Source organism: Trinickia camelliae (genome assembly GCF_053525655.1).
Map to the genome: position 1 here is coordinate 145,968 of NZ_JBCHAA010000010.1, position 13,350 is coordinate 159,317.

General features: G+C 64.3%; 14 protein-coding genes. 2 read left to right on the top strand and 12 right to left on the bottom strand.

Annotated elements, in window-relative coordinates:
* Window positions 1-31: 31 nt before the first annotated feature.
* From AAHK20_RS18055 to AAHK20_RS18110, 12 genes are all read right to left on the bottom strand, one after another.
* The gene (locus tag AAHK20_RS18055; protein ID WP_449182866.1) at window positions 32-1,240 is read right to left on the bottom strand and encodes a CpaE/TadZ family protein; all 1,209 of its coding nucleotides are present in this window, start codon (window positions 1,238-1,240) and stop codon (window positions 32-34) included.
* A 26-nt stretch (window positions 1,241-1,266) separates the two neighbouring features.
* Window positions 1,267-1,731 carry a TadE/TadG family type IV pilus assembly protein gene (locus AAHK20_RS18060; RefSeq protein WP_449182867.1) on the bottom strand — a complete coding sequence of 155 codons (465 nt, stop codon included), beginning with the start codon at window positions 1,729-1,731 and terminating at the stop codon, window positions 1,267-1,269.
* Window positions 1,728-2,252 carry a TadE/TadG family type IV pilus assembly protein gene (locus AAHK20_RS18065; protein WP_449182979.1) on the bottom strand — a complete coding sequence of 175 codons (525 nt, stop codon included), beginning with the start codon at window positions 2,250-2,252 and terminating at the stop codon, window positions 1,728-1,730. The genes AAHK20_RS18060 and AAHK20_RS18065 overlap by 4 nt, the downstream gene beginning before the upstream one ends.
* A gap of 141 nt (window positions 2,253-2,393) precedes the next feature.
* Window positions 2,394-3,668, bottom strand: coding sequence for a pilus assembly protein TadG-related protein (locus AAHK20_RS18070; RefSeq protein WP_449182868.1), 1,275 nt, complete (start codon window positions 3,666-3,668; stop codon window positions 2,394-2,396).
* A gap of 24 nt (window positions 3,669-3,692) precedes the next feature.
* Window positions 3,693-4,019, bottom strand: coding sequence for a hypothetical protein (locus AAHK20_RS18075; RefSeq protein WP_449182869.1), 327 nt, complete (start codon window positions 4,017-4,019; stop codon window positions 3,693-3,695).
* 21 nt (window positions 4,020-4,040) lie between these two features.
* On the bottom strand, window positions 4,041-6,005 hold the full coding sequence (locus AAHK20_RS18080) for a type II and III secretion system protein family protein (protein ID WP_449182870.1): 1,965 nt from the start codon (window positions 6,003-6,005) through the stop codon (window positions 4,041-4,043).
* 104 nt (window positions 6,006-6,109) lie between these two features.
* Window positions 6,110-6,937 carry a Flp pilus assembly protein CpaB gene (gene cpaB, locus AAHK20_RS18085; protein ID WP_449182871.1) on the bottom strand — a complete coding sequence of 276 codons (828 nt, stop codon included), beginning with the start codon at window positions 6,935-6,937 and terminating at the stop codon, window positions 6,110-6,112.
* A gap of 36 nt (window positions 6,938-6,973) precedes the next feature.
* Window positions 6,974-8,374 carry an ATP-binding protein gene (locus AAHK20_RS18090; protein WP_449182872.1) on the bottom strand — a complete coding sequence of 467 codons (1,401 nt, stop codon included), beginning with the start codon at window positions 8,372-8,374 and terminating at the stop codon, window positions 6,974-6,976.
* 10 nt (window positions 8,375-8,384) lie between these two features.
* Entirely contained in the window at window positions 8,385-8,927 is a 543-nt protein-coding gene (locus AAHK20_RS18095; RefSeq protein ID WP_449182873.1) for an A24 family peptidase, read from the bottom strand.
* Between the two features lie 28 nt (window positions 8,928-8,955).
* Window positions 8,956-9,231, bottom strand: coding sequence for a Flp family type IVb pilin (locus tag AAHK20_RS18100; protein WP_449182874.1), 276 nt, complete (start codon window positions 9,229-9,231; stop codon window positions 8,956-8,958).
* Window positions 9,232-9,253: 22 nt separating this feature from the next.
* On the bottom strand, window positions 9,254-9,412 hold the full coding sequence (locus AAHK20_RS18105) for a Flp family type IVb pilin (RefSeq protein ID WP_449182980.1): 159 nt from the start codon (window positions 9,410-9,412) through the stop codon (window positions 9,254-9,256).
* Window positions 9,413-9,583: 171 nt separating this feature from the next.
* The gene (locus tag AAHK20_RS18110) at window positions 9,584-9,754 is read right to left on the bottom strand and encodes a Flp family type IVb pilin (RefSeq protein ID WP_449182875.1); all 171 of its coding nucleotides are present in this window, start codon (window positions 9,752-9,754) and stop codon (window positions 9,584-9,586) included.
* Window positions 9,755-10,821: 1,067 nt separating this feature from the next.
* On the opposite strand from AAHK20_RS18110, the gene AAHK20_RS18115 reads away from it, so the two are divergent.
* On the top strand, window positions 10,822-12,063 hold the full coding sequence (locus AAHK20_RS18115) for a glycosyltransferase family 87 protein (protein ID WP_449182876.1): 1,242 nt from the start codon (window positions 10,822-10,824) through the stop codon (window positions 12,061-12,063).
* Window positions 12,060-13,343 carry a glycosyltransferase family 87 protein gene (locus AAHK20_RS18120; RefSeq protein ID WP_449182877.1) on the top strand — a complete coding sequence of 428 codons (1,284 nt, stop codon included), beginning with the start codon at window positions 12,060-12,062 and terminating at the stop codon, window positions 13,341-13,343. The genes AAHK20_RS18115 and AAHK20_RS18120 overlap by 4 nt, the downstream gene beginning before the upstream one ends.
* Window positions 13,344-13,350: the final 7 nt, after the last annotated feature.

The following is a 13,350-nucleotide window of genomic DNA, read 5'->3' on the forward strand; positions in this document are numbered from 1 at the left end:
GTCCCGTTTTAGCTGGTTTATCTAGTGTCGATTACATGGTCTTGAGCTTCGGCGTGCGCTGCAGCCCGAAGAACCGGCCTAGGCCCGGTTCGCCGCGCTCGCGTCCACGCCCCGCCGCGGACTGCCCGCGGACTAGGCTTTCCGCGAGCTTTTGCAAACCGCGCGCGACGCCGCTGTTGCGGCTGATGGCCGATACCGGCACACCTTCGTTCATCGCGTTGGTGACGATTTCGGGTTCGTCCGGCAGCACCTGGTGCGGCTGCATCCCCAGCACTTCCTCCAAGGCGGCGCGCGCACGCTGCCCGTGCTTGTTATAGCGGTTGAGGAGGAGGCGCATGCGGTCGGGCGGATAGCCGAGCGACACGAAAATTTCCTGCAGGCGGCGTCCGGCGCGAACGTGCGGCATGCTCGGCTGCAGCACCACGTGGATCTCGTCGCTGCGATCGAGCGCGAGGATCGACAGCGAGTTGATCGTCTGGCCGAGATCGAAGATCACGAAGTCGTAGCGCGGAATCGCGACGCCGAGCATCCATTCGAGCCGCTCTTCCTTGATCTCGGCGGCCTTGACCGGATCGCCCGCGCTCGCGAGCACGTGGAAGGTGTCGGTGACGTGGAGCAGACTCGTCTCGAGGAAGGCGGAATCCATGCGCTCGATCTGCCCGCACACCTGGGGCAGCGTCGAGGGCGGCGTATCGCTCGTGATCAGGAAGGCCGCATCGCCGAACAGCTGGTTGAGGTCGACGAGCAACACCCGCTTGTTGTAGATCCCCGAGATCGCTTGCGCGACGTTGCTCGCGACGAAGCTCGTCCCGGTTCCGCCCTTGCACGACATGAACGAGATGACCTGCGTCTCGTGCGCGCCGTGCAGCGCGGAGCGGCCTTCGGCGCGCTGCAGCGCATCGCACAGCGAACGCTGGTCGAGCGGCCAGCCGAGCACGTCGCGAATGCCGGCTCGCATCGCCGCGATCAGCGTCTCGGGCGACGCATCCTGCATCAGCAGGATGCAGGTCATGCGTTTGTGCCGATGACACAGGTCGGTGATGACCGGCAGTTCGGCATCCGCGAGCGAGTCGGCATCGACGATCAGCACGTCGAACGCGTCGAGACTGTCTCCGCGCTCCAACAGCAGCGAGGGGCTGCCCACGGCGCGCGTGGTCCGATAGTTGCCGCAATCGCCGATCAGACGCACAACCTGTGCAAGCCGCGCGGCGTCTTTTGAAGTGGTGAGGATCTCAATCATGATCGTAGGTGCCGTAATGTTGAGAGTTACGAGCAAGCGCTGCCGCCCGTCGACGACGCCATGCTTTCGCGCGGCAACGTGGTGGAGAAGGGTGGCATCGTGAGCGTGAGCGGGACGAATGGAATCATTGTTTTCACGCTGACGTTGGTCACGCTGACGGTGACGAACGTGCAGGTGTTGCGTGCCGTAGAAGGATCCGAGTCGCAGCCTGAGGGCGCGTAGCTCACGGTCACGTTCGACGAACTGAGCAACGGCAGCATGGCGGTCATCTTGCTCTTGATGACGGCAGCGTCGGCGTCGCAGACGACGGCGGTGCGCGCGCCCCGGCGCACGGCCTCGGTCGCGGTATTCCAATAGAAGAGGACGCGGCCGAACTCAACGATGCCGACCAGGAGCGTGCAAAGGATGCCGACGACGAGTGCGAACTCCACGGCGGCGGCGCCGCGCTGGCGGCTCGGCCGGGAACCGTTGAAGGTGAGGTGGCGGCTCATGATACTTGCCTCATCACGGTCACGATGTTGTTGAACGTCAGGGCCGAAAGATTCAGGATCGTAGTTTGCAAGTACGGCTCGATCGGCGAATACGGATAGCCTTTGATCTTCACTTCGACGAGGTTGATGCTGCCGGTCTGGCTCGATGCGTTGACCGCGTCGTTGTTGGTGTCGTAGGTCGTCACGTTGCTGAACTGCGCCGGGTCCGACGCATCGGAGCAGCCGGTCGTGTGGGACGCGTCGCACACGACGACCATCGACGTCGTCAGGCCCGCCACGAGCGGCGTGCCGCCGGAGCTGGGGCAGCTCGTGCTGCCGTACACGGCGAGGCATTGGGCCGACGCAAGCGGGTACGCGGGGTCGCTCGGCAGATAGGTCGACAGGTAGCGGGCGGCGTCGCGCGTCGACTTCGTGAGCGTCTCGTACTGGTAAATCGCGTGGCCGAATTCGACCAGGCCGGAGACGAGCACCACGAGCGGAATCAGCACGATGCCGAACTCGACGGCGGCGACACCTTGCATTGACCGGCGCGTTGCGCGGCGCGAGGGGAGGCGGGTTTTCATGATGCCTCCCGCCGGGCCGCCCCAAGGGAGGCATCCGCCCCCTCGGGGGGCAGCGAACGAATGTGAGCGTGGGGGTTGTTCACGTCGATCTCCTATTCCCTATTCCACGAGCATCGGCACTTGCGGGCCGAGCGAGCTGCCGCTGCCCGGGATGCCGTGCGTGGCGCACGGCACCGAGGGATCGGTCGACGAGCCTTCGTACTCGAGATGGACCGGGCCGGCGCCGCCGCCTGAATCCATGGGGTCCAGCATCAACACGCAGTCCCACCTGACCACCGGCGCCGAATGGCCGGCCGCGAGCGTGTTGCAGTTGAGCTCGGGCGCAAGCGCGAGGCGGCGATCCGCGCCATAGGTCGAGTAGTAGCTCGCCGTGTCCGTGCCCTTCGTGTTTTGGCCGGTGGCGCTGTCCCCCTGATACGGCGCGAAGGTCGTGCGTCTACTGACAAAGTCGCTATAGGCGTTGGCCCCGGCCGAAAACGTCGTCGTGTTGTAGTCGAATCCGGTGTAATCGGGCGTGCCGGAGGTGGGGTCCTTGTACGACGTCCCGTAGATGCCGAAGCGGGTGTTCCAGGCGCCCGAATCCGCCACCTTGTTGCCGGTCGAGCCGAGGCTTGTGCCGGTCGCGGGCAGGCTGCAGTAATTCCCTGTCAACTCGGAGGCGATCGTGCTCGCGCTGTTGCTGCCGTCGAGCGCCGCCCAGCCGAAGTTGCCGGGGCCGTAGTTGGGTGTGGAGCCGGATTTCGACGCGATCCACTCGCCTACGGTGTAGGTCTCGTTCGCGGGCGCGGTGCTCGATTCGGTGCCTGCCTGACAGACGAACACCGGAATCGCGCAGGTGGTTTGCGAAGCGCCGAGCGTGGCGACCGCGGAGGCGGAGACCGACGACGTGCTCAGGTTCGCGGCATTGGCGTTGTTCACGCCAGGCACCTGGGCGACGAGCTGAATCAGCCAGTTGGCAATGCCTGTCAACTTCGTCGAGCACTGCACGTATTTGACGTTGGCAAGCGAGTAGGTGAGGGCGTCTTTGCTTTCGAACGCGTCGCTCGTCGAATCGCTGAAGGTGACCGTGCTGTCCGTCGTCGCCGAAACTGCCGTGCTCTCGAAGAAGACCCGGTTCGCGTGCGCTGCCGCGATGCCGTCGGCTTCGGCGATCGACAGCGAGGTGGCCCCGGTCAAATCGCGAGCCGCGGACAGCGCGCAGGCGTCCGCGCTGTTCTGCAGCTCGCTCTTGGCGACATAAAGTTTCCCGAGATCGAGCGCCAATCCGACGAAGGCGATCAGCATCGCGAGCGACAGCGCAACGAGGATCGACACGCCGCCGAACTCGCGGCGACGCATACCGTTTCGTGCACTGCTTTGGGGTACTCGACGCATGATCGCCTCCTGCCTACGTTGACATCAATTCCCGCTCGATCCGCCGCTCGAACCGCTGCTGCTGCCCGAGCTGATGCCAATGACGAACTGGTTGGCGGCCGGCGCCGGAGCCTGGAAGGACTTTTCGTAGGCGTCCATGGCGGAGGCGGCGGCCTTGCCGTCGAGGCCCGGCGTCGACGGGTTGTGCTCGCCCGCATGCGGATCGATGATCTGCGCCTGCGTGACCGCGCGTTCGGCTTCGCCGAAATGCGCGTCCCAGATCGGCGAGCTTGAGAGGCACCCGCCCAGCGCGGCGGTGAGCGGCACGACGAGCAAGGCCCGGCGAGCGAAGATGAGAGTGGTCGATTTCATGAGATTCCCCTTGGCGGCTGGTCAGTTGGAGACCACTTGGCTGGGCTTGTGCGTTTTCGCAGGCGGCTGCTGGTTTTGCGCAGCGGCGATGCGAGCGGCGTCGGCTTCGATGCGGGCGATATGCGCGGCTTGGCCGTCGGCGACGGGGACCGGCGTTCCGGGGGCCGCCGGAACGCCGGCCGGAGCCTTGCGCGCCGGCGCTCCAGATGCAGACGTACCCGTGTTCTGCGTATCAACCAGCGGCTTCACGGTGACGGGCAGCGTGGTCGCCACGGGGCGCGTTTCGGCGGGCGCGGGTTCCTTCGGCGCAACTGCCGTATCGGCCGGCTCGTTATGCGCCGGAGCCGGAACTGGCGTGTTGGCCGGAGCGGGAGCCTGCATCTGCGAGCTCGAAGGTGCAGTGCCTGCGGGAGCCGCTACGGCCTTGGCTGCGCCGCGGCCTTCCATGTTGCCCGTCGCCAAGACGTCCGCTTCGCTCGGCTGCGTGAAGCTGTCGGTCGGCAGCGGCACTTGATTGTTCGGCAGCGGCTTCACGAGGTGCGGCGTAATGATGAAGACGAGTTCCGTGCGGTCCTGTTGGAAATTCGTGTCGCGCATGAGCGCGCCCAGCACCGGCACTTCGCCGAGGCCCGGGAACGCCTTCAACGCGCCGGTCACGTTGTTGTTGATGAGGCCGCCGATCGCGAAGGTCTCTCCGTCGTTCATCTGCACGGTGGTCGAGGCGCGGCGCGTCGTGATGAGCGGCAGGATCGAGACGCCGCTCACGTTGGTCGAGCTCAGCGTGACGCCGGTCGGCGACAGTTCCGACACCTCCGGCGCGACTTTGAGGTTGATGCGTCCGCCGGCCAGCACGGTCGGCGTGAACTTGAGCGCGACGCCGAATTCCTCTTCCTGCAGCACGATCGAGGTCGCGCCCGTGCTGCTGCTCTGCGGCACCGGAATGAACACCTCGCCGCCCGCGAGGAACGACGCCTCCTGACCGCTGACCGTCACGAGGTTCGGTTCGGCGAGGATCTTGGTGAGGTTGTCGGTTTTCTGCGCGTCCAGGGCGAACTGGAGCGGCAGCTTGTTCGACTTGCTTAACGCCAGGGCGCTCGCTGCGCCCGACAAGAGGTTGCTCACTAGAGCGCCGGTCCACGAGCCGAAGCCGCCTTGGATGTTGACCGCCGAGCCGAGCTGGTTGATCAGCGTCTTGTCGACTTCGGCGACTTTCACTTCGAGCATCACCTGCTGGGGCGCGTCGACGGCGAGCATGTTGAGCACGCCGCCTTTTTCGGACCCTCCGCCTTGCCCACCGCCTGCGGCCGCGGCGTGGTTGCCGTAGACCTTCGCGATCTCGAGCGCTTGCGCCGCCGCCTGCGAATTCGACACGGTGCCCGAGAGCACGAGATTGTCCCCGGCCGTCGAGACGCGGATATTGCGTTCGTTGGGGAGCAGCTGCGAGAGCGAGTTCTGCAGTCCGCCCGCATCGGCATTGACGACGACGTCGATGATCTGGCATTGGCCGCTGCGCCCCTGCACGATCATGTTGGTCGAGCCGACGGAGACGCCGACCACATAGAGCGTTTGCGGCGACACCATGGTCGCTTGCGCGATGGCGGGGTTGCCGACCGTGCGGTTGCGCACGGGTTCGTCGACCGGCACCAGCATCGACTTGCCGAGCGGGACCACGACGGTGCTTTGGCCGCGGACCGCGCCCGTGCAGGCGGGGCCGCGCAGCGGCATGGCCGCCGCTGCTGCTGCCGCGGCGCCGGCTGCGCCGGCGGGCACGGGGGCCATGCTGATGGTCATCTGCATGGGGCCGCGGTTCATCGGCATGGGCGCTGAGACCATGCCCTTGGAGATCGCGCCGCCCTCGACGGCTTCTTGTGCGCCGCCTGGCTGCGTTGCCAGCATTCCGGCACACAGCATGGCGGCCAGTGCGACACTGCGCGGCTTGAGGTGCCGCGGCACGCGGTGAATCGAGAAGTCAAGTTTCGTTTTCATTTCGTCATGCCCCCGTTACTCGATGCGTAAGCATCGTGACTTTTGGTATTTGCCCGCGTGATGCGGCGCGCTGCTGGTCCTGGTTTCTCAGACTCGGTGATCGGTTAAAAACACTCGACGCTGCCGGCGACTCCCGAGAGCACGCCGACGCAGTCGCGCTTGGGCGCGGGACGCGCGGCATAGTGCACGCGCACCTTGGCCGGCGCTGGCGCCGAAGCCGGTACAGGAGGCTGACCGAGCAGGGTCTGCTTCGTCGCGCCGTCCGTGTTCAGCGTGTCCTTGTCGACCTGGTTGCGCAGCACGAGCGAGAGCGTGCCGACGCTGCGCGCGAGATCGAGCTTTTCCGCCTGTTCGGGCGTGACTTCGAGCGTGACGGCGTTGACGACCTTCGGCGCGGTGTCGTCGCGATTGACTTGCTGAGCGACCGCGAGCACGAGGATCTTTTCCAGCACGGTCTTCGAGATGCTGTTTTGCTGCGCGTCGCCCTTGCCCGGCTCTTGCGTGTTCACGATCACGTCGACGTAGTTGCCCGGCAGCGCGAACCCCGCGACGCCGACCACATCGTTGACGCGCACCGTGATCGCGCGGTGGCCTTCGCCGATGACCGCGGAGAGTCCGCCTTTGGTGCCGAGCGGTGCGAGTTTCGATTCGAGCACCGGCTCGCCGCGCTCGAGGCTTGCGCGCACCACGCGTCCGTCGAGCGCTTTCACATCGGTGAAGGCGCCGGGAGGCACGCTGCCGGACGGCCAATTGATGACGTGGATCTCGCCGGCGTTGAGCGGCTCGCCGAGACTGATGTCGCCCGTGGCGACCACGACGGGCGTCACGGCGCTAGACGAGGTCTGTATCAGCCATTTCGATGCGAACACGACGGCGGCGATACCCGCCAGCATGGCGATCGCAAGCATGAAGAAAGCGCGACTGTTTTTCATGATGAAACTCCTCCTGGAACGTGGAACTCGGGCCGCTTAGCCTGCGGCGAGCTTTCTGCCGGGCCGCTCGGTGGCGGGCGAATAAGGTCCGTCGTGATCGGTCGTCATGCCGAAGTAGCTGTGCCACGCGTCGCGCAATCCGTCTTCGGTCACTTCGAGCGCCGCGCCGCGGTAGTGCAGCGACGCGCACACCAGATCGAGCAGATCGCGCGGGTAGCAGGCCATGAACGGCTTGCCGCTCGTCATGTGCAAGTGGTGCAGCAGGTAGTCGAATACGGCTTGCGTGCACGTCAACCCAAGGTTGGCGCAGTACGCATCGAACACGGCGCGGTAGTCCTCGAGCGCAAGCGGTCCGACGTGCAGCTTCGAGCCGAGCCGGCGCAGGAAGGCTTCGTCGCCGAGCTGGGCAGGTTCGAGATTGCTGGAGAAGACCGGCCACACGTCGAACGGAGCCGAAAAACGCGAGCCGGATTGCAGCGTGAACAAATCGATGTGCCGATCGAGCGGCATGATCCAGCGGTTCAGCAGATCGCGCGGCTCGACGCGCTGGCGGCCCAGATCGTCGACGATATAAAGGCCCATGTTCGCCTTCATGTGCGGCGGCGCCTGATAGAAGCCGGCGTTGCTGTCGAAGCGCAGGTCGAGGCCGTCGAGCGTCAGTTCGCCCCCCGAGATCACGACGGGGCGGCGGCAGATGCGCCAGCGCTTGTCGATGGCGGAGCCGCGGCTTTGGTCTTGCGCGTCGTAATGCAGCAGCGGGTCGTACAGTTGCACGATTTCGCCGCCCACGTAGAGCGCGTAGGGGATTGGCACGTCGCCGCGCAGGAGCCGCCCGAGTCGCTCGGCGATATACGTCTTGCCGCTGCCTGCCGGGCCGTGCAGCATCAGAGGGCGTCCGGCATTGAGTGAGGCGGCGGCGGCGTCGAGCAACGCGGGGTCGACGCGTACGTCCTGAAACGAGGCGCGCACGTCGGCTTGCGTGATGCGCTGCTTGCGGACCGAATGCGCGTGCACGGTCTCGACATAGGTGTCGAACGCGACGGGGGCGGGACCGCTGTAGCTGCAGCGCGACATTTCGTCGATCGCGACCGCGCGGCCGGCTTCGGTGAGACGGAAGTGCACGTCGACGTCGGTCGCCCCGCGGTGCGTGATCTCGGCGAGATGCTCGCGCACGAGGAACTGCAGCACGTCTTCGAGCACCGACACCGGCAAGCGGTGCCGCTCGGAAAGATCGAGGAAGCTCGACTTGCCGTGCAGCAGCGTGGACTTGGCCACGAGCCGGGCGACGAACACGGCGGGCAAGCCGGTGTCGGCGAGCGTGCGCGGTACGCGCGGCATCGCTGCCGACGCTGCGGCGTGATGACTGCGCGACGGCGTCGGGTCCGGCAGTCGCGTGACTTGCGCGGAACTGCCGGGTTCGGTGTTGTGCTCGTTCATGGTTTCTCTCCTACGCTGCCGCTGCGAACAGCATGCCCAGCGTCCCTGCTGCGATGGCCACGCCATACGGAAGCGATCCGACCGATGCGACCGGCGCATAGCGCATCGCGCCTGCATTGCGCCCAGCACGCGTCGTGTTGTTGAGCAGTGACCAGAGGTTCCAGAGCAGCTGCCTCGTGCGGCCGCGGCTCATCGTGACGACGAGCGACCAGGCGCCGCCGATGAGGAAGGTCGCGAGCGCGATGTGAAACGTCATCTCGGGGCCGACCCACGTGCCGATCATCATGAGCAGCTTCACGTCGCCGGCCGCCATGCCGCGCACGAGGTAGAACGGCACCAGGAGCGCGAACCCGGTCGACACGCCGGCAAGCCAGTTCGCGCCGCCGGCGAGCGGCCCGTGAAGCCATGCCTGGACCACGAGCGACGCGATCAAGCCGATGGCGATCACGACGTTCGGGATGCGGCGGCTAACGATGTCCGTGCTGGCGCAGATGGATACGAGCGCGATCACGCACATCGGAATCGGTTGCGGCGGCATTGCAGTGGTCCACATGGTGTGCCTCGCTGGGTTTGTCGAGTGCTCAGCCGAGGGCGGCGGCGAGCTGGGTTTCTATTTGGTTGTAGAGATTGGTGACGGAAGTGCCCAAAAGGCCGACTGACACGATGATGACGAGCACGATGAGCGATGCGATCAGCGCGTACTCGATGGCGGTCACGCCTTGCTCGTCCTGCAGGAACCGGGTCACAAACTCGCGCGCTGCTGTCATGGCGGCCTCCACTCTCCAATCTTGATTGCGGCGCGCAGTAGGCGGCGCAATACGATTCAATTCGTCGGGCGACGGATGAATCTGCACCACCCGTTCATCCGTCCAGGCCCGTCTAAATACTTGCTGCGATGTCGCTGAACACGAGATTGAGGTTCGTGCCGACGAGCTGCACGGAAGCGATGATCACGATCGCAATCAGAGCGGCGATGAGTCCGTATTCGATGGCAGTCACGCCTTCTTCGTCGCGCGCGAAGCGCAGTCCCTTTTCGATAGCCGCTGGAACCTTCGTTGCAGCGACCCGATTCCGCAATGCGTGATATCGCGAAAAAATATGTGTAGTCACGACAAACTCCTTGGCGCTTCGCGGGCGCAGGGCCCGGCCGGTATTGAAAGGGCGCCGACAGACGAATCGCTGAACCGGCCTCGTCCGTCGGCACGTCGCTTAAATGCTTGCCGCAACGTCGCTGAACACGAGATTGAGGTTCGTGCCGACGAGCTTGACTGAGGCGATAATGACGATCGCAATGAGGGCGGCGATGAGGCCGTATTCGATGGCGGTCACACCGTCTTCGTCGCGGACAAAACGCTTTACTTGGTTGAGGGCGAATTGCATGTTGATCTCCTTAGGATAACTATGGGTATGGCCTTGGCCGGCATTGGCTTTGGCGGCGAACTACGGGCACTGCGGGAACAAGCCAGAGAATTCTGGCTATTCGAAACGTCTCGACCTGTCCGGGCGATTGAACGCGCCAGGCACGAGGCAGAAATCGGGATGAGAGAGCAGGGCGGCTACAGGAGCCGCGCGACCGGGGGCGAAGACCGGCGGCCGGCCTTGCCTGATCGATTGATAGACGACGGGAATCGAGATTCCCGCATCGCGGTTACGCGTGGTCCATCGCGTCTTAACGTCGTTCTTCATTTGAAAAGCCCCCCGGCTTGCAGCGTTTATTTTTCAGCCCCCGGTCGAAACCGGAGCTGTGCGAGTCAGTCGACGAGTTACCGTTTGTCCGGATCGCATTCGCGTTTGCGTCGACTCATGATCGAAGCTTTCTGCAGCGAATGCGAAGGACCCTCCCCGCGGGTGACGCCGTTTGCGATTCAGGTTCTGTTCGTCCTGTTGCTTGCTTCGCACTCGGTCGTCACGTCGTCGACTTTCGCGCTTTTCGCTATGCAAAGGGTGGGCCAGGTGCCCCAAATACCAGGAAATATCAGGGTTTCGGGGGGAGGCCCGGTTTATTCCGCCTGGCACCTGCCGCCGAAACTGTAACGTTGTTGCGACAAAGCCCGCGCTATATCCGAAGATAAATAGCGTGGCGCGGAACCCTGTGCCAATTGGGCGTACAGCATTGTCTAGGGATTTTCCCGTACTCGAATTTGGCTTCGAATTCGCGATTTCGAGCGGCTTTCAAGTGGCCTGCCCGCCCGAAACGTTTCAAAGCTGAAACGCGACCCCTCTCATTGGCCGGAAAAGGCCTCGATTTTGCGTTTTGAGAAGGGTTTGATGAGCTCGCTCGACTCGAGCTAGGAAAACGCGGGGTTGAAAGTCGAATTATTTTGTTCCAACAATGAGCCATCTGAACCGGCTTTATCGTCTGTTCAGAAAGTTAGGAATCGAAATAAAAGAGCATGACCGGACAACCAACTAGAGCACGTCCGGCGATTAAAAAAAGGCGGGGGATCATGGAAATGCTACGTCGGGGGACGCGGTGTGAAGCACGCCGCGTGGACGGCTGGTTGACGCGAGGGCGGCTGGTGACGTACAGCTGCGCCGCACTCGTTCTTTACGTCGTCATTCTTGCTGCCTGGGCCAGTACGAGCCACGGATTTCACGAAGCGGCTGTCAAAAGGCCAGGTGTCGATTTTTCGGTCTTTTGGGCGGCATCGCATGTGATGCTGCACGGCGCGGCATGGCAGGTCTACGATCACCTCGCATTCGCGAAGGCAGAGGTCGCGCTTTTCGATTTTTTCAATAGCGGCAACTACATGCTGTGGCTCTATCCGCCGACGTTCTTGTTGGCCGTGACGCCGCTTGCGCTGCTGCCGTTCCCGATCGCTTATTTCTTGTTCGTTGCCGGCAGCGTGGCGTTGTTCACGCATAGCGTCCTTCGGGTGTCCGGGCTGGCTCAGTGGGTTCGCGGGGCACGCGTGGGCGCGCTCGTCGTGACGGCGTTGCCGTGCGTGTTCGTCGATGCGGTGATGGGGCAAAACGCGCTGCTGACCGCGGCGCTCGCCGCGCTCGCCGTGTACTGGATCGATCGGAAGCCATGGTTGGCTGGCTTGTGCATCGGCGCGCTCGCGATCAAGCCGCAAATGGCGCTGCTGTTTCCGTTCGTATTGGTCGCTGTTAGGGCGTGGCGTGTTCTGGCGGTGGCGGCGATCAGTGCGGCTGCGTTCGCGCTAGTCAGCGTGCTGGTTTGCGGAACCGACACGCTGCATATGTTTCTGGTGAACACGACCATAGGGCGCGAGTTTCTCCTCGAGCATGGCGAACTGTTCTGGTTCGCTTCGCCAACGCTATTCGCGGCGCTGCGTATCAACGACGTTCCGCTGCTGCCCGCCTACATCGCTCAGGCAGCCGTCGCCGCACTCGCGATCGCGGCCGCATGCCAGGTCTGGCGGAACACAGAGGACGTGCGCTTGCGGGTCGCGATTTTTGCGGTTGCCACGCTGATCGCCAATCCGTACCTCTGGCACTACGAGCTGACATGGCTCGGTGTCGCCTTGGCGTGCGTGATGGCATTGGGGCTTGGCGGCGGATGGCTTCGCGGTGAGCAGCCGATCCTCGCGCTTGCGTGGATCCTGCCGCTCTACGAGTACTTCAATCGTGTGATGAATTTCCCGCAGGTGGGGCCGGTCATTCTGTTGCTCGTGATGTCCTTGATCTTGCGCCGCGCCCGGGCCGCTTCAGGAGACACGCTATGAGCTCGATCTCCACGCGCGACACAGCGATGGCGCGCTCGCCGCTGTTGGCCGAGTCGCCCACGGCGTGTGCGACGCGCCGGCCGCATTGGCTCAATGGCGAGCGCTTGCGGACCTATTCGATCGTGACGCTCGCTTGCTACGCGATGTTCGTCTTGATCTATCTGTTTCGAGCCCTGTATTGGGAACGAGGGGAGCTTCCGCCGCTCGCGATGGATTTCCTTCCGTTCTGGAGCACGTCGTTTTTGGCATTGCACGGACACGCAGTCGATGCCTACAACGTGAAGCTGCTGACTGCGGTCGAAACCAGCGCGATCTCGTATCCGCACGATGGAGGGGGCATCCTCGCGTGGCTCTATCCGCCCACGTTCCTGCTGTTCGTTTATCCGCTTGCCTTGCTGCCCTATAAGCTGGCGGCGGTGCTATTCATCGGGACGACGTACGGGGTGTTCGTCAAGACGATCTACACCATCGTCCCGAGCCGGCAAACACTGCTCGTCGCGCTGGCATTTCCCGGCGCGGCGCTGGTCGCGATCGTTGGGCAGAATGCTTTCTTGACCGCTGCGCTTGCAGGCTCCGGGCTGGTGTTGCTGCGGCGCCGGCCGGTCGCCGCCGGGGTGATTTTCGGCTTGCTGTGCATGAAGCCGCATCTTGCCGTGCTCTTTCCGCTCGCGCTGCTGTGTTCGCGTTCGTGGCGTGCGTTCGGGGCATTCGCCATCACCGCGATATCGACGTTGGCGATCGCCGTGTTCGTGTTCGGCGTCGGAACGCTCAGCGCGTTTCTGCACAACGCGGGCATGGCGGCCGGCTACGTCGAAACCGGCCGCGCGGCGCTGGCCCGCATGCCGACGCTGTTCGCCATGGCGAAGTTCGCTCACGAACCGTCGGCGCTTGCCTATGGCCTGCAGGCCGCATCCGCGCTGTTCGCTGCGGGGGCGGTGTGCTTCGCATGGGGCCGCGAGTCGTCCTATTCGCTGCGCGCGGCCACGCTGATCTGCGCGAGCCTGCTCGTGAGCCCGTACCTCTATGACTACGATCTCGCGTGGTACGGCGTGCTCATCGCGTGGTACGTCAAGCACGCGATGAAGAACGGGTGGATGCGGGGTGAGCGCGAGTGGCTCGTCTTGCTTTGGGTGATGCCGCTCGCCGGCGTGCTGCTGGTCCGCCACGCGCCACTTCAGTTCATGCCGTTGATCACGGCGGCCACCCTTTGGATGCTCGTTCGGCGCATCGCGATCGAACGCAGCGCGCCTCCCGTCCTCCAAAGCGAACTCGGCGACTGAGGGATTG